The 26,691-nt window shown below is 64.2% G+C and carries 27 protein-coding genes and 1 riboswitch; of the genes, 9 read left to right on the top strand and 18 right to left on the bottom strand.

Annotated features, from left to right (window positions below; genetic code table 11):
* Nucleotides 1–28: 28 nt before the first annotated feature.
* The 4 genes from AC1MEQ_RS19000 (at nt 29) to pstS (ending at nt 3,675) form a co-directional block, all read left to right on the top strand.
* A complete protein-coding gene (locus AC1MEQ_RS19000) occupies nt 29–1,441 on the top strand; it encodes an NAD(P)-binding protein (protein WP_417234746.1) in 1,413 nt (470 codons plus the stop codon).
* A gap of 84 nt (nt 1,442–1,525) precedes the next feature.
* Nucleotides 1,526–2,041 carry a universal stress protein gene (locus AC1MEQ_RS18995; RefSeq protein ID WP_417234747.1) on the top strand — a complete coding sequence of 172 codons (516 nt, stop codon included), beginning with the start codon at nt 1,526–1,528 and terminating at the stop codon, nt 2,039–2,041.
* A 16-nt stretch (nt 2,042–2,057) separates the two neighbouring features.
* Nucleotides 2,058–2,474 carry an arsenate-mycothiol transferase ArsC gene (locus AC1MEQ_RS18990; RefSeq protein WP_417234748.1) on the top strand — a complete coding sequence of 139 codons (417 nt, stop codon included), beginning with the start codon at nt 2,058–2,060 and terminating at the stop codon, nt 2,472–2,474.
* Nucleotides 2,475–2,562: 88 nt separating this feature from the next.
* Nucleotides 2,563–3,675: a phosphate ABC transporter substrate-binding protein PstS gene (gene pstS / locus AC1MEQ_RS18985; protein ID WP_479796277.1), complete on the top strand. Its 1,113-nt coding sequence runs from the start codon at nt 2,563–2,565 to the stop codon at nt 3,673–3,675.
* A gap of 242 nt (nt 3,676–3,917) precedes the next feature.
* Here the strand turns inward: pstS and AC1MEQ_RS18980 are convergent, their stop codons facing one another.
* From AC1MEQ_RS18980 to AC1MEQ_RS18940, 9 genes are all read right to left on the bottom strand, one after another.
* Nucleotides 3,918–4,436: a Pycsar system effector family protein gene (locus AC1MEQ_RS18980; protein ID WP_417234750.1), complete on the bottom strand. Its 519-nt coding sequence runs from the start codon at nt 4,434–4,436 to the stop codon at nt 3,918–3,920.
* Nucleotides 4,433–5,158 carry an adenylate/guanylate cyclase domain-containing protein gene (locus AC1MEQ_RS18975; RefSeq protein ID WP_479796275.1) on the bottom strand — a complete coding sequence of 242 codons (726 nt, stop codon included), beginning with the start codon at nt 5,156–5,158 and terminating at the stop codon, nt 4,433–4,435. The genes AC1MEQ_RS18980 and AC1MEQ_RS18975 overlap by 4 nt, the downstream gene beginning before the upstream one ends.
* Before the next feature lie 269 nt (nt 5,159–5,427).
* Nucleotides 5,428–6,369 carry a DUF2971 domain-containing protein gene (locus AC1MEQ_RS18970; RefSeq protein WP_417234752.1) on the bottom strand — a complete coding sequence of 314 codons (942 nt, stop codon included), beginning with the start codon at nt 6,367–6,369 and terminating at the stop codon, nt 5,428–5,430.
* Nucleotides 6,370–6,497: 128 nt separating this feature from the next.
* Nucleotides 6,498–7,118: a recombinase family protein gene (locus AC1MEQ_RS18965; protein WP_479796273.1), complete on the bottom strand. Its 621-nt coding sequence runs from the start codon at nt 7,116–7,118 to the stop codon at nt 6,498–6,500.
* Nucleotides 7,119–7,387: 269 nt separating this feature from the next.
* On the bottom strand, nt 7,388–8,881 hold the full coding sequence (locus AC1MEQ_RS18960) for a multicopper oxidase family protein (RefSeq protein WP_129701454.1): 1,494 nt from the start codon (nt 8,879–8,881) through the stop codon (nt 7,388–7,390).
* On the bottom strand, nt 8,878–9,144 hold the full coding sequence (locus AC1MEQ_RS18955) for an SHOCT domain-containing protein (protein WP_091971640.1): 267 nt from the start codon (nt 9,142–9,144) through the stop codon (nt 8,878–8,880). Before AC1MEQ_RS18955 ends, AC1MEQ_RS18960 begins: the two co-directional genes overlap by 4 nt.
* Before the next feature lie 309 nt (nt 9,145–9,453).
* Entirely contained in the window at nt 9,454–10,809 is a 1,356-nt protein-coding gene (locus AC1MEQ_RS18950; RefSeq protein ID WP_062862453.1) for an MBL fold metallo-hydrolase, read from the bottom strand.
* 53 nt (nt 10,810–10,862) lie between these two features.
* Nucleotides 10,863–11,282 (bottom strand): DUF302 domain-containing protein, encoded by a 420-nt coding sequence (locus AC1MEQ_RS18945; RefSeq protein ID WP_062862454.1) that lies wholly within the window; start codon nt 11,280–11,282, stop codon nt 10,863–10,865.
* 63 nt (nt 11,283–11,345) lie between these two features.
* Nucleotides 11,346–11,603 carry a metal-sensitive transcriptional regulator gene (locus AC1MEQ_RS18940; protein WP_062862455.1) on the bottom strand — a complete coding sequence of 86 codons (258 nt, stop codon included), beginning with the start codon at nt 11,601–11,603 and terminating at the stop codon, nt 11,346–11,348.
* 124 nt (nt 11,604–11,727) lie between these two features.
* On the opposite strand from AC1MEQ_RS18940, the gene AC1MEQ_RS18935 reads away from it, so the two are divergent.
* The 4 genes from AC1MEQ_RS18935 to AC1MEQ_RS18920 all read left to right on the top strand — a co-directional run bounded on the left by AC1MEQ_RS18935 (nt 11,728) and on the right by AC1MEQ_RS18920 (nt 14,922).
* Entirely contained in the window at nt 11,728–13,107 is a 1,380-nt protein-coding gene (locus tag AC1MEQ_RS18935) for an MBL fold metallo-hydrolase (RefSeq protein WP_062862456.1), read from the top strand.
* A gap of 40 nt (nt 13,108–13,147) precedes the next feature.
* Entirely contained in the window at nt 13,148–13,450 is a 303-nt protein-coding gene (locus tag AC1MEQ_RS18930) for a rhodanese-like domain-containing protein (protein WP_119296827.1), read from the top strand.
* Nucleotides 13,451–13,528: 78 nt separating this feature from the next.
* Nucleotides 13,529–14,152 (top strand): rhodanese-like domain-containing protein, encoded by a 624-nt coding sequence (locus AC1MEQ_RS18925; protein WP_062862458.1) that lies wholly within the window; start codon nt 13,529–13,531, stop codon nt 14,150–14,152.
* Nucleotides 14,152–14,922, top strand: a complete 771-nt coding sequence (locus tag AC1MEQ_RS18920; protein WP_119296829.1) for a sulfite exporter TauE/SafE family protein — start codon at nt 14,152–14,154, stop codon at nt 14,920–14,922. The genes AC1MEQ_RS18925 and AC1MEQ_RS18920 overlap by 1 nt, the downstream gene beginning before the upstream one ends.
* A 228-nt stretch (nt 14,923–15,150) precedes the next feature.
* On the opposite strand, the gene AC1MEQ_RS18915 is transcribed toward AC1MEQ_RS18920, so the two are convergent.
* The 4 genes from AC1MEQ_RS18915 to AC1MEQ_RS18900 form a co-directional block, all read right to left on the bottom strand.
* Nucleotides 15,151–15,774 carry a recombinase family protein gene (locus tag AC1MEQ_RS18915; protein WP_119296828.1) on the bottom strand — a complete coding sequence of 208 codons (624 nt, stop codon included), beginning with the start codon at nt 15,772–15,774 and terminating at the stop codon, nt 15,151–15,153.
* A gap of 125 nt (nt 15,775–15,899) precedes the next feature.
* On the bottom strand, nt 15,900–17,054 hold the full coding sequence (locus AC1MEQ_RS18910; protein WP_479796267.1) for a TniQ family protein: 1,155 nt from the start codon (nt 17,052–17,054) through the stop codon (nt 15,900–15,902).
* Nucleotides 17,051–17,968 carry a TniB family NTP-binding protein gene (locus AC1MEQ_RS18905; protein WP_166826448.1) on the bottom strand — a complete coding sequence of 306 codons (918 nt, stop codon included), beginning with the start codon at nt 17,966–17,968 and terminating at the stop codon, nt 17,051–17,053. Before AC1MEQ_RS18905 ends, AC1MEQ_RS18910 begins: the two co-directional genes overlap by 4 nt.
* A complete protein-coding gene (locus AC1MEQ_RS18900) occupies nt 17,962–19,638 on the bottom strand; it encodes a Mu transposase C-terminal domain-containing protein (protein WP_129701449.1) in 1,677 nt (558 codons plus the stop codon). Before AC1MEQ_RS18900 ends, AC1MEQ_RS18905 begins: the two co-directional genes overlap by 7 nt.
* A gap of 759 nt (nt 19,639–20,397) precedes the next feature.
* On the opposite strand from AC1MEQ_RS18900, the gene AC1MEQ_RS18895 reads away from it, so the two are divergent.
* Entirely contained in the window at nt 20,398–20,775 is a 378-nt protein-coding gene (locus AC1MEQ_RS18895) for a hypothetical protein (RefSeq protein ID WP_479796265.1), read from the top strand.
* Between the two features lie 261 nt (nt 20,776–21,036).
* On the opposite strand, the gene AC1MEQ_RS18890 is transcribed toward AC1MEQ_RS18895, so the two are convergent.
* The 5 genes from AC1MEQ_RS18890 to AC1MEQ_RS18870 all read right to left on the bottom strand — a co-directional run bounded on the left by AC1MEQ_RS18890 (nt 21,037) and on the right by AC1MEQ_RS18870 (nt 26,687).
* Nucleotides 21,037–21,534: a GNAT family N-acetyltransferase gene (locus AC1MEQ_RS18890; RefSeq protein WP_479796263.1), complete on the bottom strand. Its 498-nt coding sequence runs from the start codon at nt 21,532–21,534 to the stop codon at nt 21,037–21,039.
* Nucleotides 21,535–21,918: 384 nt separating this feature from the next.
* Nucleotides 21,919–22,140: a hypothetical protein gene (locus AC1MEQ_RS18885; RefSeq protein ID WP_479796261.1), complete on the bottom strand. Its 222-nt coding sequence runs from the start codon at nt 22,138–22,140 to the stop codon at nt 21,919–21,921.
* Between the two features lie 247 nt (nt 22,141–22,387).
* Nucleotides 22,388–23,329, bottom strand: coding sequence for a C40 family peptidase (locus AC1MEQ_RS18880; RefSeq protein WP_479796259.1), 942 nt, complete (start codon nt 23,327–23,329; stop codon nt 22,388–22,390).
* Between the two features lie 6 nt (nt 23,330–23,335).
* Nucleotides 23,336–23,497: riboswitch (cyclic di-AMP (ydaO/yuaA leader) on the bottom strand.
* Between the two features lie 281 nt (nt 23,498–23,778).
* A complete protein-coding gene (locus AC1MEQ_RS18875) occupies nt 23,779–25,203 on the bottom strand; it encodes an NADH-quinone oxidoreductase subunit N (RefSeq protein ID WP_479796257.1) in 1,425 nt (474 codons plus the stop codon).
* Nucleotides 25,200–26,687 (bottom strand): complex I subunit 4 family protein, encoded by a 1,488-nt coding sequence (locus tag AC1MEQ_RS18870; protein ID WP_479796255.1) that lies wholly within the window; start codon nt 26,685–26,687, stop codon nt 25,200–25,202. The genes AC1MEQ_RS18875 and AC1MEQ_RS18870 overlap by 4 nt, the downstream gene beginning before the upstream one ends.
* Nucleotides 26,688–26,691: the final 4 nt, after the last annotated feature.

Raw genomic sequence — 26,691 nt, 5'->3', positions numbered from 1 at the left:
GCAGGACAAGCAAAGGAGCACCAAGGACATGACCGACACAAACGAAAAACTCCCCGTTGCCGTCATCGGGGCCGGTCCCGTGGGCCTGGCCGCAGCGGCCAACCTCATCGAACGCGGGCTCACCCCCCTGATCCTTGAATCAGGGGAACAAGCCGGTGCGGCCATCCGCGAGTGGGGACACATCCGCCTGTTCTCCCCCTGGCGGCACAACATCGACCCCGCCTCCCGGCGGCTGCTCGAGGCCACCAGCTGGACCGAACCCCGACTGTCCGCCCTGCCCTACGGCGCCGAACTCATCGAGCAGTACCTCGAACCCCTCGCCGCGCTCCCGGCCATCTCCAACGCCCTGCACACCTCCACGACGGTCACGGCCGTCAGCCGGGTCGGCATGGACAAGACCCACTCCCGGGACCGCGACGGACGCCCGTTCCTGGTCCGCGTACGGGCGGCCGACGGAACCGTGGTCGACCACCGGGTCCGTGCGGTGATCGACACGTCCGGGACCTGGGCGCAACCCAACCCGCTCGGCCAGGCCGGGCTTCCGGCCCCGGGCGAGGCCGAGGCCATCGCGCGGGCACTGATCACCGGGCCATTGCCCGATGTCACCGGCCGGGACCGCGACCGGTTCGCGGGCAAGCACATCCTGGTGATCGGGGCCGGGCACTCGGCGGCGAACACCCTGATCTCCCTGGGCCAGCTGGCCAAGAACGAACCGGGTACCCGGATCAGCTGGGCCGTACGCACCCCCGACGCCACCCGCCTCTACGGCGGCGGCGACCTCGACGGGCTTCCCGCCCGCGGCCAACTCGGCACCCGGCTGCGCAAGCTCGTCGAAGACGGGCACATCGGCCTGCACACCTCCTTCACCACCACCTCCTTCGACATTGCTGCCGCCGCTGGCCGCGAAGCGTTGTCGGTGACCGGCGATACACCGGATGGGCGGGTGAAGCTGGACGTGGACCTGCTGATCCCTGCCACCGGATTCCGCCCGGACCTGGACATCCTGCGCGAAATCCGCCTGGAACTGGACCCCGCCGTGGAGGCACCCCGGGCGCTGGGGCCGTTGATCGACCCGGAGTTCCATTCCTGCGGAACCGTCCCGGCCCACGGGGCCAAGGTGCTGGCCCACCCGGAAAAAGACTTCTACATCGCCGGCATGAAGTCCTACGGCCGCGCGCCGACCTTCCTGCTCGCCACCGGATACGAACAGGTCCGCTCCATCACCGCAGCACTGGCCGGGGACACGACTGCCGCAGAGCAGGTGCACCTCGAACTGCCCGAAACCGGGGTCTGCTCCACCGACCTCGGCGGCAGCTGCGACGCCCCGGCCGAAAACACCGACCGGGACGAGGCTGCGGAATCGTGCTGCGCCGCACCGGAACCGGTGCTCATCGGCACCCCCACCGGCCTCGCACACGGCCGCTCCTCCAACGCGGACTAGCACCATGAAAACCAAGACCGGACGCCCCGCCAACCCCGCTCCCCGGCCGGCCATCGGCCTGCGGCGATCCGGGCCGGTGACGACGTGAACGAACAGGCCCCGGCGTTTGCGCGGTCCCCGATCATCGTCGGGACCATCCCCGGCCAGAACCCAGCGGTCTGGGCGCGTGCCGTGGAGCTGGCCGAAGCCCTGGCCGCGCCCCTGGTTGCCGCCTACGTGGACCCGGCCAGCTACCTGATCGAATGGAAGGCCGGCAACGAGGTGGCCCCGACCTCCCTGGATCCGGTCCTCGAACCGGATGACGAGGCCGCCCTTGCCGCGGCCGGGATTCGGGACGCGTTCGGTCCCGCCGCCTCCGGGCACGGGGTGGCCTGGTCCCTGCGGGTCATCGGCGGGGACCCGGCACTGGCCCTGGGCCGCCTCGCCACCGCCGTCGGGGCGTCGAGCATCGTCATCGGCACGCGCCGACTGGGATTGTTGGCCAAGGTCAACGAACTCGCCACCGGTTCCCTGATGCACCGGCTGTTGGCCACCCAGCACCTACCCGTTCTAGGCATCCCCTCCCACGAGGCCCACCACCGCCTCCGCGCCCACGAGTGAAAGAAGGAACCCGACGATGGCCCACAAACCAGGCATCTTGTTCGTCTGCGTGAAGAACGGGGGCAAGTCCCAGATGGCAGGGGCCCTCATGCGCCACCTCGCAGGGGACGCGGTCACCGTCCATACCGCAGGCACCCGCCCCGGGGACAAGCTCAACGCCCAGTCCGTGCAGTCCCTGGCGGAGCTGGGCATAGAGATCGGCGACGAGCACCCGAAGCCCGTCACCGAGGACATGCTCGCCGACGTCGACATGGTCATCACACTCGGCACGGAAGCCGTCGTGGAACCGGTGCCGGGAGCGAAAATGAGGACCTGGGAAACTGACGAACCCTCCACACGCGGGATCGAGGGGATGGAACGGATGCGCCTGGTCCGCGACGACATCCGAGACCGGGTCGAAGACCTGCTCACCGAGATCCTGCCCAGGAGCTGACCGTCCGCCGGACGACCGCCGGTCCGGCCAACCAGAGCACTCCCGCCGATTCGCATCATCGAGACGACGCCCATGAAAGGCACACGCCGTGAAGCACGCAAGGAAAACCAAGGGCCTGGCGATCTGCGCCGCTACAGCCTTCCTGCTCACCTCCTGCGGCTCCGACTACCCCCTGGGGGAAGAGCAGCGCCGGGCCGCCGAGGAAAACACCTCGGACCTTTCCGGGACCATCACCGGGGTCGGGTCATCGGCCCAAAGCGCGGCCATGGCGACATGGATGTCCAGCTTCATGTCGGAGAACCCCGAGGTCCAGGTCCAGTACTCCCCGGCAGGCTCCGGGGCAGGACGTACGGCGTTCCTCGCCGGAGGCCTCGACTTCGCCGGCTCCGATGCCTATCTGGACCGGGAGGAAAATCAGGCCTCCCGACAGGCATGCGGGCCGGAAGGGGCCATGAACATCCCCGCATACATTTCACCCATCGCCATGGCCTTCAACCTTCCCGGCGTCAAGCAGATCGATCTTGACCCCGAAACGGCGGCACTGGTCTTCCGCGGCAAGATCGCCACCTGGTCCGATCCACGTATCGCCGCCCTGAACAAGGACGTGGACCTGCCAGAAACCGCGATAACGCCGGTCCACCGCTCGGACGACTCGGGCACCACGGAGAACTTCACCGACTACCTCCACGCGACGGCACCCGGGATCTGGCCGGATGAGGCGGACGGGTCGTGGCCCTCCGGAGTGGGTGGGGAAAACGCGAAAGGCAACTCGGGTGTCATGAGCACCATCACCCGCACCGAGGGGTCCATCGGCTATGTCGACGATTCGGTCACTGGGGAAGATACGGGGAAGGCGCGCCTGAAGGTCGGCGACCAGTTTGTTGAAGTAGGCCCCAAGGCGGCGGCGGTAGCCGTCGAGACCGCAAAGCCGGTGGCCGGTGCCGGAGAATCCGATCTGGCCCTCGAACTGGATCGGACCACCACCGCGGCCGGCGCGTACCCTCTGGTGCTGGTTTCCTACCAGATCTACTGCACCACCTACGCAGACGCGCAAACCGTGGAACTGGTCAAGGCCTTCGGGGGATATGCAGTCAGCGAAGAAGGGCAGCTGCTCGCAGCCGATTCCGTCGGCAGCGCACCCATGCCGGACGCACTGGCCTCGAAAGCCCGCGCGGCCATTGGATCCATCACCAGCCGCTAGGCAAATGTTCTCCCACGCCCCGTCTGCCGGGCACGGCAAAGCCAGGGAACACGAACATGAAGATCTCGGCAGATGTGATTCGGTTCGCGGGGAAGAACTGCGGTGCCCCTGTCTTTGCGAGGGTTCTTTCCAACTTGCCAATCAGCTTTTGGTGGTACATCTTTGCAGAAGAAGCGCCGTACGTGAGCGGACTGGCTAAAACGACCCTTTGAGATCTGGTGGTGAGGGCGCCCAGACGATGATCAACAGCAGCATGCGCCAGAAGAGACAGCTACGATTCCAGAAATAATCCACGCCGCCGCTCCCAGACCGAGGCAGAACATGGCGCGCCGGATGGCGACGTACTTTTTCTGGACGATCGTTGATACTTGCATCAATTGGTCAATAACGCGCTTGTTCGGGTTATCCGAGGGTGCACGGAGCAATTCCTCAACTTTGTTTTTTGCCCCGGCCGCGACAACGTCGCCGTAGTACGAGATGGCATTAGGTCGCCAACCCTTGGCTTGTATTCGAGGATAGACGGCGGAACCCAAAAGAAAAATTGCTGCGCAGACCAGCCAGATACCGGCCCAATAGAGCCACCGGACGCCTTCAGGGCTCGCGGGAGGAGACCAATCGCCAGCCAACGTCGCTGCCACGAGGGCACCTAAGACTACGCCGGTCGCGGCGAGCAGGATGGAAGCTTTATTGTCTGCGCGTTCCAATTCCTCCCTTGTTTCCAACAGAATGGCCCTGCTGCGTTCCGCAACTTCGTCGGTCACTTTCGGCTCTCCTTGAGCCACGCGTCCATCTCTAGGTTGACGACGTTTGCATGCCAACAACTACGACGACTGTTCCAGGTGACAAGGCCCTTGTTGTGTTCATTCAGGTTGGACTGAAAGACGTCGTCGACCATTACAGGATGATCGTTGTAGGTGTCATTTCCGAAGGCCGCCAATTTCGCGGCTCGATTCACCACGTCACCCATGTAGACAACTTCATCGAGACCGCTTCCCTTGAATCCGGCCTTGATCATCAATGCCCGCCCCCAAGCCATGCCGATCCCAACACGGATGGGATCAATATCCCGTCGCCCGAGCTCGTAGTTCAGAACCTCAACCATCGAATTCAAGCGAGCCGCGATACTGAAGACGTCGTCTAGGTCAGTTTTTAGGGGCGTGTTATATACGGCCCAAGCACCATCGCCCACGATATTCACTTCGCGGCAACCGACGTCACTGTTCAAGAGCGCAACTACCTCGCTTACATATGCGCGGTACAACCGTGCGAGAGTCGGACGCTTGAGTTTTTGGGGCAGCTTGGACGAGCCGCGGATGTCTATGAAGAGTGAGGCGCAATTTGCGTAGAAGCCGTTCTCATAGGTCAACCTGTCCCGGTTTGGTAAGTTGTCCTCCTCCTCATATTTCAGATCGGACTGGTTGAGAATCTCTCGGATCCGGCCGAAGCTTTCCGTGAAGTCATAGCGTCTGTAATTACTTTTCAATCGGTCCCCCTGAGTGGTGTCGCTTCGCAGCGCTGGGCGTCGGCGAAGCGTTCAACGATTGGGAGCCGTGCCCCCTGTGTTCCTTATTCTCGGCTAGTCGCATGGCTCGCAGGAAGGGGATGTCCGTTAACGACCGATTGTGGCGCACTTCTTTTTGACCCATTTGTGTGGGAGGAGAAGTCGTGCCCGGGAAATGCCAGCACCGTATGTCACTTCCTCGCGCGGATTGGCTAAAGCTAGTCGCAGCTGGTGCATCAAGGGTTTTACCATCAGTCCTGCACGGGGATGTTTGACGAGGAGATGGACACGCCATCGTATCCGTTGTTCTTCAGCATCTCTGCAACAACTTGCGGAGTTTCCGGCCTGACACCTGGGCCACATTTCACGCTGACAATGGGTAAAGTTCCGGACTTTTCGTGGGTGTCTTCTGCAAGACCGCCGTGGAGGAGGGCATAGGGAATTATTCGATTGTCTGAATGGCGGAATCTCACCTGTGGGGAGTCCGTGCGCACGATTACGAACCTGACCTCCCGTTCGTCTTGGAAGGCGGGGTGCTTAAGGCAGGCAGTGAGGCGTTGGAGCCTCATTATGTCCATGCCCCGTTCAAGGTGTTCGGTGAACTCGGGGCCTGCAGATAGGGCGGGAACCTGATTGACGGTGGTGTCCCACAGGACTTCCATATCGGTCTTGCTCGAGCGCTTGAGCACACTCTTAGCTATCTCGATTTGCTTGCTCGGCTCATAAACAACGGGCAGCCAACCCGGCGTCGTGAGGGAAGGGAAGGAAGTTTTCCGATGACCATTTTCATTGCGCAGAGGAAATAGATTCCTATTGTTCAACCCTAGTGAGAATCCGGTACCACCAGCGTAACCGCGCCACTGCGATAGAAGATCGTCGTCACTGCTAGTGGACAGAATGAAGCTGTCCTCTACCACGCTCGTGAATAGATCTGATTCGGTGATTTCCCTCCACCGCTGGCAGCTACTCAGTGGTATTGCCTGTTCGGTTTCTAGCTCATCAATCGCCAATTGAATGACGTGAATGCCGTACCGAAGTTCTTCCTTATCGTTCAACACGGGCGCAGAAGAGGCCCAAAGCTGGTGGCTATGCACAATACCAAGCAACCCGGCGGCGTCGGTGTAGTGGTACACGAGATCGGGGCGTGGGCCGGCCAGCTGGTCGATTGATAAACGGAATTTCTGTTCACTCACTTAGCTACCAATCCGATCCATGTGAGAACTCGTGGCCCCTGCTGCTTGAAGATTGCCCATGTATAGCATCTTGCCCTGCCGTCGCGGTGAACGTGATGTCGATTGTTCGCTCAGCCGACGGCAGGTGATCAAGTCTGAGGGCGGGGGGCCTTGGAATGGAGGATGGTGTTAGGTGGTTCGCCTGCTCGTTGTAGCGCGCGGTACACCGTGGAACGGGAGACCCGGAACAGTTCGGCAATTTCACCTGTCGTATGCGTCCCCGCCTTGTGTACGGAGACCAGGTGTTTTTCCTGGGTGGGGGAGAGCTTGGGCTTCTTGCCGCGGAGCCGGCCCTTGGCCTTCGCAACGGCCATGCCTTCCCTCGTGCGTGCCCTGATGAGGTCGGATTCGAATTCGGCGACCATCGCCAGCACGTTGAACAGGAGCCGGCCCACCGGATCATTCGGGTCGTGAACGGAGCCGCCGATGCTCAGCTTCACTTCGCGTTCGGTGAGCTCCTCGACGATGTCGCGCGCGTCGGGCAGCGATCGGGCGAGGCGGTCGAGCTTGCTGACCACCAGGGTGTCGCCGGCACGACAGGCGGCCAGGGCCTCTCGCAGGCCGGGGCGGCTCCGGTTGGTACCGGTGAACCCATGGTCGACGTACATGTGCTCTTCCGCGACGCCGAGGGCGCTTAGGGAGTTCTTCTGGGCGGTGAGGTCCTGTTCGCTGGTCGAGACGCGGGCGTATCCGATGTTCAGTCCGGGCATGGTTTCGACTGTAGCGTTTGAGCCACCTTCACCGGGCAGTTTTGCGGGCGGGTCTTACGGGAATCCGGCGGTCGCGGAATCTCGGCAAATTCTGTCATTTTCAGAAGTCGGCTGCACGGAATGTCCGAAGTCGGCTGCACTATCTGCTGGAGGCCGCGCTCTGATCGACGACCCTGCTGATCTTGTTCTTCGGCGCTTCCCTCATTTTTTCGCCTGGCGGCGCAGGGCACGGAGCACTGTGTCGCCACGGTCGTCACCGCACGTCGCGGTCAGCGGGCTTCTACGGTGCCCATCATGCCCTGGTCCTCGTGGTCGAGGATGTGGCAGTGGTAGACGGTCTTCCCGGGAAAGTCCTCGAAGGCGATGAGGACTTTTACCTGGCTGCGGGCCGGGACGTTCACTACGTCCTGCCACCTCGGTTCGGAGAGGTCGCGGTTTCCGTCCTGGACGATCTGCATGGGCCATACGTGCAGGTGGATGGGGTGGTCCATGGGACTGGAGTTTTTCAGGGTCCACTCCTCCACGGTCCCGGCCGCCACGGGGGTGTCGACCCGGTCGGGGCCGAACTCCTGGCCGTTGATGGTGAAGGCCATCATCGTGGTGTCCCCCTCACCGCCCCCACTGCCCATCATGGCCCCGCCGCCCATGCCCATGGCGAAGTCCAGGGTGCGGCGGGCGGTGATCGGCTCCCCGCGCAGATCTCGCAGGCCCGGTCCTTCAGGCACAGGTGGAGGTTTTTGGACGGGTGCTCCGGACACTGTCAGAGTGAGCAGCTCGACCGGCTCGCCGCTACCGGTCTCGTTGTCACCCATCATGGTCCCGCCCATCATGGCGTCCATGCCGCCGCGGTCCACCGGTGCGGCGACCAGCGTGGAGGAGCCCTCGGTCGTTTCCACGAGCATCTCGATGCGGTTGCCGGGGGCCAGCACCACTTCGGTGATGTCCTCGGGGGTCGGCAGGCGGCCGAGGTCGCGGCTGAGCACCCGCACCTGCTGGCCCTCCAACCGCAGTCGGAGGTACCGGGAGGGGCAGGCGTTCACGATTCGCCACCGTTCCCGCTCCCCGGGCGCGGCGTTCAGTTGCGGGCGGACCGCTCCGTTGACCAGCACGACCTCACCTTCCCGGCCCATCATCTGTTGCATCTGACTCACCTCGGCGAGGTTGCCCGAAGCATCCAGGGTCAGATCCGAGACCACCATGACCCGCTCCCGGGTGACCGGGACCGGCTCGGTGTCCTCAACGATGATGGCCCCGTAGAGTCCAGCGGCGACCTGATCGGCCACGTGGCCGTGGCGGTGCGGGTGGTACCAGTAGGTGCCCGGCGGATGGTCGGCGGGCAAGGCGAACTCATAGTTGAAGGACCCACCGGGTGCGATACTCACGAACGGGTTATCGCCGTTGCCTTCCGGGGAAACGTGCATCCCGTGCACGTGCAGGTTCGTCGGCGCCTCCAGACGGTTGGTCATCGCAACCCGCACTGTATCTCCGGGTGCCACGCGCAGAGTCGGGCCGGGAAGGGAGCCGTTGAAAGCCTTCACGGATGCCTGCCGTCCGCCGACCTGGATGCGTGTCTGGGCGGCGGTCAGGTCCAGTTCCAGCACGCCTTCGCGGCTGGCCAGCACCTGCGGTTCGATCAGGTCCTCACCACCGGTGTACCCGCGGCCGCCGGTGGCGGTCCACCACAGCCCGGTCCCGCCGACGACGGTGGCACCGGCCCCTGCCGCGCCAAGCGCCAGCAGCTGCCGGCGGGTCAGCGGGCTCACCGGCCGTCATCTTCGAGGGTCTGCAACCGTTCGCGGTACTCCTCGGCGCTCAACTCGCCGCGGGCGTAGCGCTCCTGGAGGATCTCCCGCCCCCGGCCAGGATCCGCGCCGGGGGCACGACCGTGATCGGGTGCGCCGGTGTTCGAGGATCTGCCGGAGAGGGTCGTTACCAGCACGACCACCAGCACGATTACCCCGGCGAGCACCAGCAGCCCGAAGACCCACATCAATCCCATACCACCCATACCGCCGCCGTTCATCATGATCGTGCTCCTTCTCTCTGGTCGTGCATGGTCAGATCTTCAGTCCTATGTGTCTCTTGCCGGTATGTGTCAACCCAGTTTTGACCTCTCAAGCCTTGGGCAGCGGGCATTTCCTGCTCACCACCACCGGGATGGACCGTGTGCTGCAGGGGCCCCGCCGATGGAGACGGCGGCGATCCCAGCTTCGGTGGCTTCTTCGATCGCGGTCGCTAACCGGGCTGGGCCTGTCCGAAGCGCAGCAGCAGCGAATCGGGCACGGAACAGCAGAGCCTGGTGAGCCAGCGCGAAGGCTGTCGCTGTGAGGAGCGGTTACGATTCGGCCATGGGCAGCCCGACACTTTCGGCCTCGTTGAACATGGCGTCGATGTGGACCACGTCTTTGCCGGCGCGCTGCAGCAGGCTCGCGGCGATGCCGGAACGGTAGCCGGAGGCGCAGTGCACCCACAGCCGCTGTGGCGGGACGTCGCCCATCCGGGACGGCAGGTCATGGACGGGGATGTTGACGGCCCCTCGAATGTGGGAGGTTTCGAACTCGTCGGTGCGCCGCACGTCAAGAATGACTTCGTCACCGGTGCTGCCGCGGGGAACCTCATCCCAGCCAACCCGGGGATACTTGGCGGTTGGCACTCCATGGGCCCATTCGGCCGGGCCGCCGCCGGTGGCAGTATCGGGGGAATCGATGCCGATCCGGGACAGGTCCCGGATCGCGTTCTCCACATCTTCGTGCGTACCGAGCAGTGTCAGTTTGTCGTTCCAGGGCAGCACCCAGCCCAAATATCCGGTGAAGCTGGACCCGTCGCCATATTCGAAACTGACGGACCCATCCAGATGGTTGCTGGCGAAAGCGACCCGGTTGCGCAGGTCGATGACCCATTCGCCGTCGTTGAGGCGGCGGCCGAGTTCGCCGGCGTCGACCGACTCTGGCACTGTCAGGTCCGCGGGACCGGGGCCTTCAATGTTCAGGGGGCTCATGTGTGCGTAGTAGGCAGGGTAAGCGCTGAGGTTGGCGATCAATTCCGAAACGAAGTGGTCCTCGTCCGGATCTGTCAGAGCATGGTTGTCCCGGGCCTGCTCGCCGATAGTGGACGAATCAACCTGGGCGGCAGGTCCGCTGGAGCAGAAGGAACCGAACCCATGGGTGGGATACAGCGGGGCGTCCTGGACGGCTTCGGCAACGAGCCGCCGCGCCGAGGCGTACTGGTTCCGGGTGAGGGTCTCGGTGTCATCGTCGCTGACCAGGTCGGTGCGCCCAACGGAGCCATACAGCAGACTCCCTCCGGAGAAAACCGCCTGCCCTTGACCATCGCTGACGATATAGGACAGGTGGGTGTGGGTGTGCCCGGGCGTGGCCACCGCCTTGACGGATAGATCGCCGACCTGGAAGACCTCCCCGTCGGCAACCGGGGTCCGTTCGTAGTCGACGGGGTCGGCGGCGTTGACCAGATACTCTGCCCCGTGAGCCTTGGCGAGCATCAGCCCGCCGGTGAGGTAGTCGTTGTGGATGTGGGTTTCGGCAACGTGGGTGATTTTCACCCCCGCATTCCGGACGGCGGCTTCGAGCCGGTCGGTATCGCGCTGCGGGTCGATCACCAGTGCACTCGTGCCGTCGTGGACCAGGTAGCTGCGGTCGCCCAGTTGCGGGGTGTCGATCGTGATGACGTCCATGGGATGCTCCTTCACTATGGGCACTGTTCACGCTGATGGAATAGGTGGGGTTCCTACGCTCCGGCGGCGGCCGGCAATTGAGCTAATGCGGCGCGCAGCCGGGTATCGGCATCGTCGGCCACTTCGCGGACAGCATCGGTGTCGCTGAGCTCGACCATGGTTTGCGGGTCAATGGCTTGGACCACCGTGGTGCCGGCTGATGGGCCGCGGCGCACGACGACGTTGCACGGCAGCAGCGCCCCCAGATCCGGCTCGGCGGTGAGGCCGCGCTGGGCCAGGCCGGGGTTGCAGGCACCCAGGATGACGTAATCGCCGAGCGCCTCTGCGGCCTCAGCGCCCAGCTTGCTCTCGAAGGTGGAGCGGACGTCGATTTCCGACAGGACGCCGAACCCCTGTTCAGAGAGGGCCTCCTTGGTCCGTTCCACGGCGTCGGTGTAGGAAAGGTCGACGGTGATCGTGTGGGTGTAGCTCATCTGCTGCTCCTTGCTGGTTGTACCTGCAGTGCTGCTTGACGATTCGTGCGGGCGGGGGTGCTGTTAGGCGAGGGAGAGGAACAGTTTTTCCAAGTCCTTCTTATCGATACTGGGGTCCTCCTGGCTCATGCACTGCTGAAGCCCGCTGGCGATGATGGCAAATCCAGCCTTATCCAGCGCCCGCGATACGGCGGCAAGCTGAGTCACCACATCCTTGCAGTCACTGCCGTTTTCGAGCATCCGTGTGACGGCACCAAGTTGTCCCTGTGCACGCTTGAGCCGGTTCACGACCGGGCCCAGATCTGTGGTGTCGAGTTGCATTGTTCCTCCATAGTCTTTCGTGCTTGCCTTCAATTGTATACCCCCAGGGGCTTATTGCATACCCCCTAGGGTATGTGTAAGACTGGCTTCATTCCCACCAACGACAATCCTTTGGAGGACGATAATGATCGTGAATCAGTACTACCTCGGCTGCCTGTCCCATGGCTCCTACCTGATCGGCGATGAGAGAAGCGGTCAGGCGGTCGTCGTCGATCCGCGGCGCGACATTGGCGAGTACCTCGCCGACGCGGCGGCGAACAACCTGACGATCACCGGGGTGATCAATACCCACTTCCACGCCGACTTCGTCGCCGGCCACCTTGAACTCGCCCAGGCCACCGGCGCATGGATCGGCTACGGCCGCCGAGCAGAAACCGAATACGAGATCCGCACCTTCAGCCACGGCGATAAGGTCTCCCTCGGTGAGGTCGAACTCGAGATCCTGGAGACTCCCGGGCACACCTGGGAGTCGATCAGCGTACTGGTACGCGAACAGTCCGGTGCGAGCCCGGATGCGGTACTCACCGGCGATGCATTGTTCATCGGCGATGTCGGCCGCCCCGACCTGGCTGCCGCCGTCGGCGCCGACCCGGACGAGCTGGCACGTGCCCTTTACGCGTCGATCCATGATGTGCTGATGAAGCTTCCCGACGACGTGCGTGTGCTGCCGGCCCACGGCGCCGGTTCCGCATGCGGCAAAAACCTTTCGGATGAACTCGAGTCCACTATCGGTGCGCAGCGGATGATGAACCTCTCCGTCCAGCCGATGGGTGAAGACGAATTCGTTGCCATGATCCGCAGTGGACAGCCGGCCATCCCGGAGTACTTTGCCGTCGATGCCGTACTGAACCGTCAGGACCGCCCCTTGATCGGCGCCGCCAGTGACCTCCGTGCACTGTCCGTACGGGACCTGCAGGATGCCGCCGCCCGCGGCGCTCGGATCCTCGACACCCGCTCACCGGAGGACTTCGCCGAAGGCCACCTCGCCGGATCTCTCAACGTCGGACTCGACGGACGCTTCGCCGAGACGGCCGGCATGGTCATCGGATCAGATGAGGAGATCGTCCTTATCACCCACGCGTCACGTGAAGAAGAGGCCGCGATGCGGCTGGGCCGGATCGGCTTCGACCGGGTGGCCGGTTACCTCAACGAACCGGCACGCGCCTTCACCGAACTCGGCGACATTGTCCAGCGGGGAGAACGCGTCGACGTCGAAACCTTCGACACAGAACGCCAAAACGAAGGGGCCACGGTTCTCGATGTCCGCAATCCCGGTGAAATCGAAGACGGCGCGGTGCCCGGTTCCGTGCGGATTCCGTTGGCAGAACTGGCGCAGCGCCACAACGAAGTCCCCGCGGACCGGCCCGTCCTCGTACACTGCGCCGGCGGGTGGCGCTCCAGCGTCGGCGCCAGCACCCTGCGAGCCCTCGGCCACACCAACGTTAAGGATCTGACCGGTGGCTACAGCGCCTGGACAGCCACTCACGAACCATCCAACGCCTAAGAACACCGGGCAGCACCATCACCGGAAAGGAAATACCGCCATGTCCGAAATCACCACCGCAGAGGCCAATGCACGCCGCAATACTGCGACCATCCTGGACGTACGTGAAGAGGCTGAAACCGCCGAAGGCATGATCCCCGGCGCAGTGCACATCCCGCTCGGCCAACTGGCATCCCGTCTTGGAGAACTCGATGCGGGCCGGCCGGTCATCACCGTCTGCGCCAGCGGAAACCGAAGCGCCCACGCGGCCGTGGACCTGCTGGTCGCAGGTTTCCGCGCAGACACGATGGCCGGCGGCATGACCGCCTGGGAAACCGAAGGTCGACCCACCCACAAGCCCTAAAAAGGCGCATCCACCCATCCCGGCGGTCCGCCGCCGGTCCTTGCCGGCGGCGGGGACACCTTGAGCACAAAGGAAAGTATGACTACTTCAACACAACCTAAACCCACGATCGATACCGTGGGCGCGGCAACGCTGCAGTCCTGGATCGACACCGACGATGACCTGATCGTGTTGGACGTGCGCAGCGGAGCCGAATTCGAAACGGTGCATATCCGCGGCTCATACAACGTGCCGCTGCCGCTGCTCTCCGAACACGCCGATGAGCTCGCAGGGCGGCTCGGCCGACGCACCGTACTGGTCTGCCAATCCGGCACGCGTGCCGAACAGGCACGGCAGCGCCTCAACGGCGCCGGCGTGGAAGCCGCCCATGTATTGACCGGAGGCATTCCCGCCTACGCGGCCGCCGGCGGCGACGTCGTCCACGGCACCCAACGCTGGGACCTCGAACGCCAGGTCCGCCTGGTCGCCGGCTCCCTCGTCGTGACCGGGCTCGCCGGCGGCAAGTTCCTCTCACCGAAATTCCGCATGCTCGCCGGGGCCATCGGCACCGGACTGACCTTCTCCGCCGCGACCAACACCTGCGCCATGGGCAAAGCACTGGCCGCAATGCCCTGGAACCGCGCGGCTCAGGAGCCAACCCGCGAAGCAGTCATCCTGCAACTGCCCTCCCGGGGACCGGCACCGCAGACCCAGGCTTCATGATCGCCGCCGCCCTGGCCCTGGGACTGCTCGTCGGAGCGGTCCTGGGCCTGGTCGGGGCCGGCGGTTCCATCATTGCCGTTCCCGCGCTTGTCTACGGCGTGGGAATGAGCACCCACGACGCCATCCCCACCTCACTACTCGTCGTCGGACTCTCCTCCATAGCCGCCGTCATCCCCCGTATCCGCACCGGTATCAGCTGGCGTATCGCACTGCCGGTTGGGGCCGCCGGCATTCCAGCGGCATGGGGCGGAGCCGCCGCCGGCCGGCTCCTGAACGAAGAGGTGCTCCTTCTCGCCTTCGCCGCCATCATGGTGGCCGCCGGGGCCCGGATGCTCACCAAGACACCAGAGATAACCGGACACTGTGGCTCCGATCAGGGATCCTTCCTGCGATCGTGCTTACCCAAGGCAGCCGCCGTCGGACTTGGGATCGGTTTTCTCACCGGACTGCTCGGCGTCGGCGGTGGCTTTCTCATCGTTCCGGCACTGACGCTGTTCCTCGGTCTGTCGATGTCGCAGGCCGTCGGAACATCACTGGTCATCATCACCATCAACGCAGCAGCAGGATTCAGTGCCCACGCCACCGGCTTCACCATCGACTGGGTCCCAACACTGGCCTTCGCAATTCCCGCCATCGCCGGCTCGCTCGCCGCGAGCCGCCTGTCACACAAACTCAACAGCAAACACGTTCGCACCGCCTTCGCCATCCTCGTGTTCGCCGTCGCCGCCATCGTGGCGGTGAGCACCATTATCGGCATCATCGGCGGCTGACGATTCGCCGCTCCTTTCGTTCCACCGCGCTCAGCGACTGTCCCAGTGCCGTAACCGCCACCGGGGTTGATCGATGCACCAACCGCATCTGCAACTAGTAAGCAAACCTGGCACTGGATTTCAAGCAACTGGGTGCGGTGTCGGACCTGCAAGCGGTAGAGAGACACCTGCCTGTGAAGGGGACCCTCCGTGCCGCTGGGCGCCGGCCCATACAGTCGTACTCAATATTCACTGCGCCCGGCTTCGGGAGAGCAATTTAGCGCCGTCAGGCCTTAGTTCTCCAGTGGGCGAGACGTGCCGGTACAGCGTCTGCCGGGTGATGCCGAGTTCTTTGCAGAGATCACCAACCTTGGTGTCGGGCTGACCCATGGACGCTTTCGCCAGGCGGACTTTGGCGGACGTCATTTTGTAGGGCCGGCCGCCTTTTCTGCCCCGGGCGCGGGCCGATGCCAAGCCGGCCATGGTTCGTTCGGAGATGAGTTCGCGTTCGAATTCGGCCAGGGCGGCGAAGATCCCGAAGACCAGTTTGCCGGAGGCGGTGGTGGTGTCGATCGCTGCACCCTGACCGGTGAGGACTTTGAGCCCGATGCCGCGCTCGGTGAGGTCGTGGACGATGTTGACCAGATGGCGCAGGTCCCGACCGAGCCGGTCCAGCTTCCACACCATTAGAGTGTCCCCGTCCCGCAGGGACCGAAGGCAAGAGACCAGCTCGGGGCGGTCCTCTTTCTTGCCGGAGGCCTTGTCTTCATACAGCTGCGCAGGCTCGATGCCGGCGGCAAGGAGCGCGTCGCGCTGCAGGTCAGTGGCTTGGGAGCCGTCGGCTTTGGAAACGCGCATGTAGCCGACCAGCATCAGGTTTCTCCTCCATCATTTATACGTTCGTTTACGTGACATGAGAACCGAAGTATCGCCGCCACATAAAATTTGTCACTTTACCCGTTACTTATTCTATGTCGTGCAGACCCCGCTAAAAGCAGTTAATGTGACAGAAATTCGAGAGGGATGCCAAGTTCGGCGAAATCGTTCCGAACTCGGTGGACGTGCTCGTCGTCGTCGCTGCGGTAGAGCGTCATGAGATTGAATAGCTGGCGTGCGCTGTCCGGGTTCTGCTTGGCATCCTCGACGGCGTCGTGCAGGGCTTCGTTAAGGGATTTCGGGCATCCTGTTGTTACCAGTGGCTTGCCAGGATCAAGAGAGGTGTCGGGTTCCGGGAGGAACAATGCGGCATCGCGGCCCAGACCCGTCAGGTGACCGTTCTCGAGCACGCGCATTGCGATGGCTGCGGCTTCGAGGGTCCGCGTCTGCCTCTGCAGGGTCTGCGCTTCAAAGGGCCGCCACATCGCTTGACCGGCTCGCACGGGATATCCCGCGCGCTGCCACACCTCGCGCGTCAGCCGCTGCGCGGCACCGCACTCGCTCATGGTTGCACCAAGCTCATCGACCACAGTGCGCAGCAGCCGGAACCACGTGCCGGCGTGGATGCGATGCCGTGGAAGGTCGACTACTCCGGCTGTCAGGGCTTGCCACGTCCGGTCGTCCATGCGCCGGATCGCCAGCGAGGCTCTCTGCGGTTCGGGGGCGCTCGATGGGTCGCGCCATGCGTAGTAATGGCCGGGCGGACCGTCGTGGTGCTCAAGCCAGCAGTGGTGGACGGGGCAGGAGAGCATCAGTGGCAGCGACCACACCACGAGGTAGGGGTGAGGAGACGTGGAATCTCGCACACATTGTGGGCAGGTTCGGTGGTGTCGGACAGCGGCGGTCGGGACCCATGCTCGCCACGAGCTCACCGTCCGGCGACGACGGTTCCTCTCGGGCAAGAGAACGGTCAATTGCCGGATGTAGGTGCTGAACGCGTCGGGGCCAGGCTCGACGTCGTCCAAGAGCCACGGGGTGTACCCGCTGATGCTCATGCCGTGAATCCGATCGGAGCTGACTCCGGTTTGGATCGCTAGTTGCTCGATCAACCCCTCCGGTGGGGCCAGGTCGAGATCCGTATCGCGGTCGAGGGAGTGGCCGATATCGAATGCAAGATCATCGACGGTGATCCCATACCCGTCGGCGATCCGGTGCAGCCATGAGGTGAGGGCTTCACCCGGAATCGGCCGCGGATGGATCGGCCAGCGGGCGGTCACATCAGCTCGCGTTCAAACAATCGCCGCCGCTCTGTGGGGCCAACGTAGTCGGCCATCGTCAGCGTCCGGTGGTTGATCGTCTCAGCGCCGGACTCGACGGCCGCGACCGCGGCCGCGGTCAGCAGGTGCGCAAGCTCACCGATCGTTCCTTCACTGCGGGCGAGCAAGTACTGCGTCATGTCGTCGGTCTCGATGCGGGAGGGCCGCCGCAATGGGAAGGCCGCCGCGAAGCTGGCCAACAGCGACCGGGCGTCCTCGCCTGCCTTCCAGACAGGCAGCACGAACGGCTCGAACCGATTCTCCAGTTGGTCGTCCGAGCGTATCGCCAGGTATGCCTCACGGGTGCCGACTCCCACGAGCGGGATGCGCAGCTCGTTGCCAAGGAATCGCAAGAGGTTCAAGAACTCTCGACGGACGTCACCACGTCCAGCAAGCACATTGTGCAGCTCATCGATCACCAGCATCTGCACACCGACCTCGCGCAGTAGGGAGAGTGCGAGGCGCTCGAGCTCGATCACACGAGGGCGCGGCCGTAGCGGCGCGCCGAGGGCTGCGAGGATTGCTGTATAGAACCGCAACGGGGACGGCTCCGAGGGCATCTGAACGCACAGCACCGGGATGTGTTCCCGATCCAACTCAGTCGTGGGCAGGTGCTGTCGACGGAATCTCTCGATGATCATGGACTTGCCGTTATTCGTCGGCCCCACCAGCAGCAGGTTGGGCATGCGTTGCTTCCGTGGCCACCCGAGCAGCGTTTCCAACCGCCCGACAGCCTCGACGGCTTTCGGGTAGCCGATCCAGCGGTCGGCTCGAATCCTGTGGACCCGCTCGGCAGCTGGCAGCCGCGCCGTCGACTGTGCAGATGGATGCAGATGCGACAGATCCGGTGGCTGGTCCTCGTCGACTGTCACCATTGTTCAATCTCCTCGAAGCGGGCCGCAGGCCGCATCGCGCCCGGTTCCGGCGCAGTCGCCGGCGGAGCCGGTGTCGGCGCGGGAGACGCCTTTCTCGTGGTTCCCGCGTGATTACGGCGTTCAGCTTCCCGGCGGGTCCGCTTGGTGGTCTTCTCGGCGGTCTCAGAGATGTGACGCATCTGTTCGATCATCCGAAACAACGCGACCTCGTCGACTTCGGCGGCACCGCGTTCACGCAGTCGTGCCAGCGCCTGCCGGTGCTCCCACACGCTGACAGCAGGATTCGACAACGTCCGATAGGGCACCTCTAGGTATTCCTCGCCCTCAGGGTCCAGCACCCATATTCGGCTGATGTCGCGCGGGTCTCGGCGGATGATGAACTGTTCGAGACTCTCGCGACGCGCGATCCAGGGCTTGAGCACGTTGGCGAAATAACGCACGTGATCGATGACGAATCCGGTACGCGTCAGCTTCCGCCGGATCACCGGCAGGAAATCCACCAAGAACGCTGTCGGATTCGCCGTGACCACAGGAGAGCCGTCCGCGAGGACACCCTCAGCCCAGCGCCCAGCCGGAGTCAGGCCCAGCGTGCTGTGGACGGTGCCGTGGTACGCAGCCACTGCCAGGCTCAGCCACTTCTCCAGTTCGGCAAGAGTCAGTGCAGCCATTTTCTCGGAGTCATACCGGCCACGCTCACCTGGGTCCGAGAACGTCGTGCCTGGCAGCTCGTGGATCTCGCGCATTGCCGTGCCGATGACGCGTTCTACGATCCCGCCGTAATGCGGCTGGCCCAGCGGCCGGTAGTCCAGTGCGATGCCGTGCTGCTCACACCCACGGGTGAGTGCCTCGCTCTTGAACTCGGCGGCGTTATCGACGAACAACGCCTTCGGCTTCCCGCTCATCGGCCAGTCTGCTTCGATCCCGAGTCGTTCCAGCCGGGGCCGTTTATCACCGGTTGCGTGAGCTAGGCATAAGCCCACAGACACCGCCGAGGGCGGCTCCAAAGTCACGACCATGCCCACGAGACAGCGACTGCACACATCGATCGCCAACGTCAGATATGGGCGGCCGACAGGCTTCCGTTCCCGCTCATCGACGACGATCAGATCAATGACGGTGTGATCGATCTGTACCTGGTCCAAGATGGATCCGATCGCTGGGACGTCATCACCGGCCGACTGCAAGGGCCGCACACTGTCGGGCCCTTCTCGTCGCCGACCGACTGCTATCGGATTCATCCGTGCGATTCGCGTCTCGACCGTGTTCCGCGCCGGCACCGGCAACCCCCGCACAGCACAGACTCGGGCGATCTCGCGGTGCAGCGAAGCGATGCTTCGCTTCTGTCGCGTCAAGTACCGTGTGCGGACAAGCTCGCGAATGACCTGCTCGACCGGCTCCGACAGCCGATTACCACCCCTGCCACCGTCGGACCGTCGGCTGGCGAGATCGGTCACCAGACCAGAGCCCTGACGGTAGCGTTCCAACAGCACGTACACCTGTCGGCGAGAGATTCCCAGCTCGACGGCGGCTTCATCGGCAGCAGCCACCCCAACATGGTCACGCTCGGCGAGATTGCCGATCACTTCAGCACGCAACCGAGTTTGCTCCCACTGAGCATCCGACATCGTTAAATGCCCCGGCGACGGGATCCCGTATGGTTCTTCGTCCATCCCTGCCTCTCCTTTGAGAACAGGACTATTGAGCAAAAACGACTTTAGTGCACACGACTACTGAACGGCCAGCGTTCAACAGCCGACTGCACAACCCCCGAGAACACGGGGCCGGATGTGCAGGCGACTTCGGAAAATGACAGACGGGGGCGTGTCTTGACCGGACGTCTTGCATCCCATGGGTTGCAAGACGACGTTTCCTCCAGCGGCTCCACCGGCGATGGGTGCGAGCGAACTAGCCAATAACGCTCATGATGGGCCGTTGTTCCGGAGCAGTATGGCGGCGTCACCATAGGGTGAATGAGCTGCACCCCTCGATCCGGCTGGAGGACGCGTATGTGGTGCCCAGTTCTGACTGGCCCGCATGTGTGGTCCCCGTGATTTGCGGCCAGACCGCGACGTCCGGGGGCGGCCAATGTCAGCGGAATTAGTCCGCCTATGTCGCAGAGCACCCGGTGGCGGTTGTGAGTTCGAGGAATCTGTGAAGCAGATAGTCTGGTTGCAGTGCAAGGCCCAATGCCTTGTCGAGTCTCTGGGGGAAACATCGGGGCCAAAGCAGTAAACCAGTATGCCTGTGGTATGCCCCGTGGTCGCGGGAGTCGCCTCTAGGGAGAGGCGGATGCACGCACCATGACTGCTCCCCGGCAAGGATCCACGAAGGTGTCTGGATCGGTATCTTCAACCAATGCCCATGCCCATCGAGGCCTGGCGCTTTTGGCCTTGATTCCCGCGGCGTCCAGGGGCTTTCGCCTCCAACGCGTGGCCTTCGACGCAACAGCCATGCGCCTGACCAGCGGGCAAGGCCAAGTCGGGGAATTCGATCCCGTGGACCGCGGCGCCATCTCCATCTGGGCGAACGGACAAATCGGCGCATTCCCCGGGTGGATTGGCGGCAGCCATGCCAATGACCTCTATGCGCTGGGAGGCCACGCGGATTTCCTGAAGACAGGTGGCCTCGATGCCGCCTATACGGCAATTGAATTCTTCGAGCGGACGATCGAAGCGCACATTGCCTGCCGCGGGCGTCACTATGTCTTCACCGTTCCCGCGGGACACCGGGATCGTTTGTGGCCATACGCATTCCAATACCAAATCGATTCCCATCCAGGCTCATTGGTGCACCACTTCCCAACTTGAGCGCAAGATATCCAGCAGCGCTGCAATGATCTGGTTCCGAATTGGAGCGGTCGCGTCATTAAGGCGCCTCCGCTAGTCTCAGTAGTGGGGGCGTCTCAGAGCGAAAAACGCTCGTGCGGCCACACACTTGGGGGTCGTGCGGCCGCGGATCGAACCATGTCCGGGGTGAGGGTTCGATCAAGGCCTACAGTACCCTGCGGTCCGATTCGGATTTCCCGCCGGCAGAAACCGGGTCACTTTCCAGCCGCGCCGAGACTCGGGCTATCCCTCAGTCGGTTGCCCGGCCGTTTGGGGATCTTGTCTTATCAGCGGGATCGCCCCCGTTTCGCTACGGATAAAGGCGGCCGCGTCCGGGGACGTGAGGCTGGTTTCATGGTGGCGGGACCGGCGGGAGCCTGTCAGCCGGACGAAGTCGAGGGGGATCTTGGGGTCCTCATCCGCTTTCTGGTGGGAAGGCGAGGGAATGCGGTCTTGCCAGGCGGTGGGGACAAGTTCGCTGAATTCCCGGTGCTCGGCGATGAAGGTGCGTATGGCCGGGCAGAAAGGAAAAACAGCCAGGCGGCTGGTGTGTGCTTCCGTCAAGACGTGGTGGATGAGGAGTTCCACCAGTAGCTCCGATTTGAAGCGGCGTTTCATGGAGGTGTGAAGAAGCCACATGTCGGTGCCGTCCATGCTGTATTGCACGAAGCCAGCCAGTTCGCCGGCCTTGAAGATTTGGTATTGGAGTTGCTCGCGGTTGTTTTCGATGGCGATGGGCATTTACAGAGCCGCCTCGGTAGCGAAACCCGCGAACAGTAGCCGTTTCTCCGGCAGCGAGGTCCGGAATCGAGGGGAGGGCGGTACAGGCTTGAAGCGATTCACTGCGGCTCCTTGTCAGGACTGGAGCCCCGCTGCTTAGGCCGGTTCCGGTTTCTGCAGAGGGCGCCAGTGCTTGGCAACTCTGGTCCCGCAATAATACGCATTTTCCCAGCTCAAAAGCGGATCAAGTGGTTCCCAAGGAAACGATCCTTGGTGGGGAAGGTCTGCGGCTATCGGTCGTGACCCGTTTTTGCCCTTCGCGGGCGCATGGGAGCCAGGTGCAGCGCACCGGCTTGGGCTGCTTCGTCGGAAATATTGTCCCTGACGCCGGGCGCGACCGGCCGTTCAGTCCGGGAGGGGCGGAGCCCATGAGATGGTGATGTCCGCGCCTTCTTCTGCTTTGGCGATGAGCAGGCGCAGTTCCTGGCCGAAGAGCCGTTCGTGGCTACCGGACTGGTCGCCGTCGAAGAGCTCCAGGAGCTGTGCCATGGCCTTGGCCATGGCTCGACCCCAGTCCTTGGGGTGCGCGCTGGAAGCGTAGACGGTCGCAGAATACGTTTGTTCCATAGCCAGAGTGTGCGCCGCCTGCAATGACGGGACAAGCTACTTGTCGGCGCAGACTGGGACGGGAGGCAAAGACTGCCGGGGTGGACGTCCGGTGACAGGCATTGCATTCGACTTCTGAAGCTGACATGCGGACGTGCTGCCTGTGACGCACCCGAGTTCTCGCTGAGACGCTCCGGCGGGTGCGGTTTTCATCGTAGATGCACGTAGGGCCCCTCCGAGAGCGGAGGGGCCCTACTGCGGATATTGCTTAGCCTACGTAGGTGTAGTAGCCCATCAACGGGCCGTAGGGGCTGTCGGCCGGACGAACCACGGTGCCGACGGAGGGGTTCTGTGCGCCGATGATCTTCCCGCCACCGATGTAGATGCCCGCGTGGCTGCCGCCGTTCTGGTAGACCAGGTCGCCGGGCTTGGGGTTGGAGGTGCGCACGAACTTGCCGCTGGTGCGGATGGCGGTCGTGTTGTGGGGCAGGCTGATCCCGGCCTTGCCGTAGATGTACTGGATGAACCCGGAGCAATCCCAACCCGAAGGGCTGCTACCGCCCCAGACATAGGGTGTGCCCTCGTAGCTCATGGCCATGCCCGCGATGCCCGAGAGGCCGGCGCTGGACGTTGGGGCGGCGTCGGTCTTCTTAGGGGTGGAGGCCGTGGTGACCGAGCCTGCCGACGTATTGTTGCTCGTGCTCGTGCTCGTGCTCGTGCTCGCCTGCGCAGAGGACTGGCGGCTCTCGCGGGTCATGGCTGCACCTGCGGCCGCTTCCTCGCGCTCGGCTGCAGCGGCTTCTTCTTGGGCGGCTTCACGCTCGGCGGCGGCTTCCTGGGCTTCTTCGCGCTCGGCTGCGGCCTTGCGCAATGCCGCGCGGTGAGCCGAGCCGTCAGTGGACTTGACGTCGGCGACGGAGACCTTGATCTGCTTCAGATCTTGTGGCTTGGCGTCCGCAACGGTGACGGCGGCGGGGGAGTCCACGGAAGTACGCAGGATGTCCGCAGCCGGGGCCTTGGCAGCCTCGCGGGCGGCCGGGGCACCCTCGGCCGGAACGCCGAGGGTCAGCACGAGGCCGGAAGCCGCAGCGATGACAGCGGCCTGGCGGCCAACGGAACCTGCGTTGGAGGAAACCGCCTTGGAGATCGAGCCCAAGGGGTTGCTGCGGACGGGCATGGCGCGGTGGCGGCCCAGGTGTCGCTTGGTCATGTGTTGATTACCTCTCCCAATGCCTGCGGGGTTAGCTGTCGGGTTCGAGTGGGAGTCACTCGGCGTCTGCGCTGAATGGCAGCGAGACGCTTAACCCCAAGGGCCCGGTGGACCCGGATTTGGTTCCCCCGCCACTGCCAGAAGCTTCGCGAACGGAACCCGAAGTGGTGGCAGTGCTCGGCAATCCACTCGGGTGTGCCGGGCTCATAGGAAGCCCGGCACGCAAATGAATTTACATGAAACGGATGTAAAAGTCACGAATCGATTACGGAACCGTGTCCTTTTGGTCTCGACGACCTTTCCCTCCCTGGCCGTTGGTTCCGGGCGGTGATGCAAGACGATGGTCCTCGAAGTCTTCCTGGCGGTACACGGTAAGCGGAAAGTGCAGCCACAACGCACGATCGACCACGCCGGCCATCCCGAGTGGTTGGCCCGATGACCGAAGCGGTTCACCCGGCGACGGCGAACCAGATTCCGGCCCCGACGGCCCCGGCTGCGAGGACCAGGGCACCGAGCACGATAGCGGTGGCCACCACGGTGCGGGCAACCTCCCGTGGCGCCGTGGACAAACCGGTGCTGCAGTCCCCGGCGGGGTGGAAGGCGGGGCGGATGAGCCTGAGGTAGTAGACAAGGCTCAGCACCGTGTTGGCTGCGGCGAACACGACCAGCCAGGACATGCCGCCATTCCAGGCGACGGTGAACACGGCGACCTTGCCCAGGAACACCGCCGTGGGCGGTGTTCCCACGAGGCTGAGGGCCCCCACGACGAGGGAACCGGTCAGCCACGGGTGCCCACGTGCCAATCCCACCCAGTCGCCCAGCTCTTCGCGCCGGGGGAAGCAGGCGACGACGGCGAACACGGCCAGGTTCGTTAGCGCGTAGAAGACGATGTAGGCCAGCAGGGCCACCGAGGCGCCCTCGCTGCGGGTGATGACGGCAACGGGCATCAGCAGGTAGCCGACCTGGCTGACCGTCGACCAGCCCAGCAGGCGCCTGACGTTCTCCTGCGCCAACGCGGCAAGGTTTCCGATGCCCATGCTGGCCGCTGCGAGCACGGCCACGAGCAGCGGGACATCCACCGTGGCGGGCATGAGTGCCACCAGCCGGCCCATGGCCACGAGTGCGCCGATCTTCGGCACGGTCGTGATGAACGCTGCGATGCCTATCCCGGAGGCCTGGCTGGCGTCGGGGATCCAGAAGTGGCCGGGCACCGCACCGGCCTTGAAGGTCAAGCCGATGAGGACCGCGACGGCCCCGCCGGCGACGGCGGCCTGCGGGGCCTGGGGAAGAGCCTCCGTCATGCCCGCGTAGCTGCTCGTGCCGGCAACTGCGGTCAGCACGGCAACGCCTGCCATGAGCAGGACTCCGGACAGGGCGCCGATGAGGTAGGTCTTCAGGGTTGCCTCGGCGGCCGTCCCGCTGCGCGATAGGCCGATCAGCGCGTACAGGGGGATGCTCGCCAGCAGGTACCCGGCGACCAGGACCAGCAGGTCGGTCGTCCCCCCGATCACGACTGTTCCGAGCGTGGCCAGCAACAACAGGGCATAGGTTTCGCTTTCACGCGCCGTGCTGGCGAATTCATGCCGGCCGAGCAGGACCACCACGAGCGTGGCCAGCGGGGCCGCCATCCGCACGACCGCAGTGGACGGGTCCAGTGCGTAGGTTCCACTGAAGATCGACTCCGGCCCTCCCGGCACTGCCGCCATCCCGGTCGCTGCGCTGGCGACCAGGGCACCGAGGGTGAGCCAGCGGGTGGGATGCTGGCGGGTGCGGGGCAGGAAGCTGCCGCCCAGCAGCACCAGCACTGCCGTGGCGAGCAGGATGATCTCTGGCAGCAGCGCCGGGTAGTCCATGTCCATTGCCATTGCCGTCATGGGCCCAGGCTGACGACGAGGTTCTGCGCCGCGGGTCCGATCATCGCCAGCAGCGGGCCGGGGATGAGACCGATGAGCACGGACAGCCCCATCAGGATGGCCAGGGCCGTGCTCTCGCGGGGGCGCAGGTCGCTGAAACCGACGGACAGTTCCCGTGTCTGGCCCGTGAACACGTGCTGGAAGGCGCGCAAGAAAAGGACTGCGGTGATCAGGATGCCGGGAAGGGCAACCAGGGCCCAGGGGGTGGTTCCGATGCTGCCGGTGAAGATCTGGAATTCGGCGATGAAGCCGCTGAAGCCCGGAAGTCCGAGCGAGGCGAATGCGGCGATCGCGAAGAACCCGGCGAACCGTGGTGCGGGGTGGGCCAGGCCGCCATACCGGCGCAGGTCGTAGCTTCCGGTGCGGTCGTGGAAGACACCGGCGAGCAGGAACAGGGCCCCGGTGACCAGGCCGTGGGAGACCATTTGGGTTACGGCCCCGACGATGGCCAGCTGCTGTGCTTCGGCGTTGTTGGCACCCAGGACGCCGGCGGCGCCGACAGCGAGCACGACGTAGCCCATGTGGTTGACGGAGGTGAAGGCGATCATGCGCTTGATGTCTGTCTGCGCGACCGCGACGAGGGCGCCGTAGAGGACCGAGACGATGCCGATCGCGACGACCACCCACGCCCACGCCCGCCAGGTGTCCGGGAGCATGGGCATCGCGATCCTGACGAAGCCGTAGGTGCCCATCTTCAGCAACAGGCCGGCCAGGACGACCGAGCCGATGGCCGGGGCATCGGTGTGTGCCGGTGGCAGCCAGGAGTGGAAGGGGAAGGTCGGTGTCTTCACGGCCAGGCCCAGGATGACCGCCGCCAGCACGAAGCCGCCCGCCAGCGGGGTTCCGGTGAAGGCGTCCTGGCGGGAGAGTTCCACCATGTCGAAGGTGTGGGGGGCGGCACCGAGATAGAGGCCGATGAATCCCAACAGCAGGGACAGGGAACCCAGGAAGGTGTAGATGAAGAACACCAGTGCGGAGCGACGTTGGTTTCCGTGTCCCCAGCCGGCAATGACGAAGTACATGCCCACGATCGAGAGGTCGAAGTACAGGAAGAACAGGATCAGGTCCTGTGCACAGAACAACCCGAGGCAGGTCGTCTGCAGGAACAGGAACAAGGCGGCCTGGGGGCGTGGCCTGTCGGTCTCGCGCAGGGCCCAGATGGCGCAGGCCACGAAGATGACTCCGGTCAGCAGCAGCAGGGGCAGGGAGATGCCATCGATGCCGAGGTGGTAGCTGCTGCCAAGCTGCGGCATCCACTCCACCCGCTCCTCGGCCACGAGTCCGTTCGGGCCCGGGCCGCCGGCAATCGCGAGCATGACCGACAACGCCAAATCCACGAGGGTCGTGGCCAACCAGGTCAGCCGCGCAGCTTTTTCGGGCAGCCGACGGGCGAGGGCGAGGAAGGTCGCGGCCGCGAGCGGCAGGAAGACGATGACACTGAGCATGGGG

The organism is Arthrobacter sp. ASL1 (assembly GCF_056680475.1).
This window is presented reverse-complemented; position numbering and strand designations above follow the sequence as displayed.

Excerpts from the sequence above, each read along its gene's own strand:
- AC1MEQ_RS18875 (WP_479796257.1), bottom strand. The coding sequence starts at position 25,203 with ATGACGGCAATGGCAATGGACATGGACTACCCGGCGCTGCTGCCAGAG.
- AC1MEQ_RS18900 (WP_129701449.1), bottom strand. The coding sequence starts at position 19,638 with ATGGACGAAGAACCATACGGGATCCCGTCGCCGGGGCATTTAACGATG.
- AC1MEQ_RS18915 (WP_119296828.1), bottom strand. The coding sequence starts at position 15,774 with ATGCTGGTCGGCTACATGCGCGTTTCCAAAGCCGACGGCTCCCAAGCC.
- AC1MEQ_RS18885 (WP_479796261.1), bottom strand. The coding sequence starts at position 22,140 with ATGGAACAAACGTATTCTGCGACCGTCTACGCTTCCAGCGCGCACCCC.
- AC1MEQ_RS18940 (WP_062862455.1), bottom strand. The coding sequence starts at position 11,603 with ATGCAACTCGACACCACAGATCTGGGCCCGGTCGTGAACCGGCTCAAG.
- AC1MEQ_RS18930 (WP_119296827.1), top strand. The coding sequence starts at position 13,148 with ATGTCCGAAATCACCACCGCAGAGGCCAATGCACGCCGCAATACTGCG.
- AC1MEQ_RS18955 (WP_091971640.1), bottom strand. The coding sequence starts at position 9,144 with ATGATGAACGGCGGCGGTATGGGTGGTATGGGATTGATGTGGGTCTTC.
- AC1MEQ_RS18870 (WP_479796255.1), bottom strand. The coding sequence starts at position 26,687 with ATGCTCAGTGTCATCGTCTTCCTGCCGCTCGCGGCCGCGACCTTCCTC.
- AC1MEQ_RS18880 (WP_479796259.1), bottom strand. The coding sequence starts at position 23,329 with ATGACCAAGCGACACCTGGGCCGCCACCGCGCCATGCCCGTCCGCAGC.
- AC1MEQ_RS18965 (WP_479796273.1), bottom strand. The coding sequence starts at position 7,118 with ATGCCCGGACTGAACATCGGATACGCCCGCGTCTCGACCAGCGAACAG.
- AC1MEQ_RS18950 (WP_062862453.1), bottom strand. The coding sequence starts at position 10,809 with ATGGACGTCATCACGATCGACACCCCGCAACTGGGCGACCGCAGCTAC.
- AC1MEQ_RS18925 (WP_062862458.1), top strand. The coding sequence starts at position 13,529 with ATGACTACTTCAACACAACCTAAACCCACGATCGATACCGTGGGCGCG.
- AC1MEQ_RS18935 (WP_062862456.1), top strand. The coding sequence starts at position 11,728 with ATGATCGTGAATCAGTACTACCTCGGCTGCCTGTCCCATGGCTCCTAC.
- AC1MEQ_RS18945 (WP_062862454.1), bottom strand. The coding sequence starts at position 11,282 with ATGAGCTACACCCACACGATCACCGTCGACCTTTCCTACACCGACGCC.
- AC1MEQ_RS18905 (WP_166826448.1), bottom strand. The coding sequence starts at position 17,968 with ATGGTGACAGTCGACGAGGACCAGCCACCGGATCTGTCGCATCTGCAT.
- AC1MEQ_RS18890 (WP_479796263.1), bottom strand. The coding sequence starts at position 21,534 with ATGCCCATCGCCATCGAAAACAACCGCGAGCAACTCCAATACCAAATC.
- AC1MEQ_RS18990 (WP_417234748.1), top strand. The coding sequence starts at position 2,058 with ATGGCCCACAAACCAGGCATCTTGTTCGTCTGCGTGAAGAACGGGGGC.
- AC1MEQ_RS19000 (WP_417234746.1), top strand. The coding sequence starts at position 29 with ATGACCGACACAAACGAAAAACTCCCCGTTGCCGTCATCGGGGCCGGT.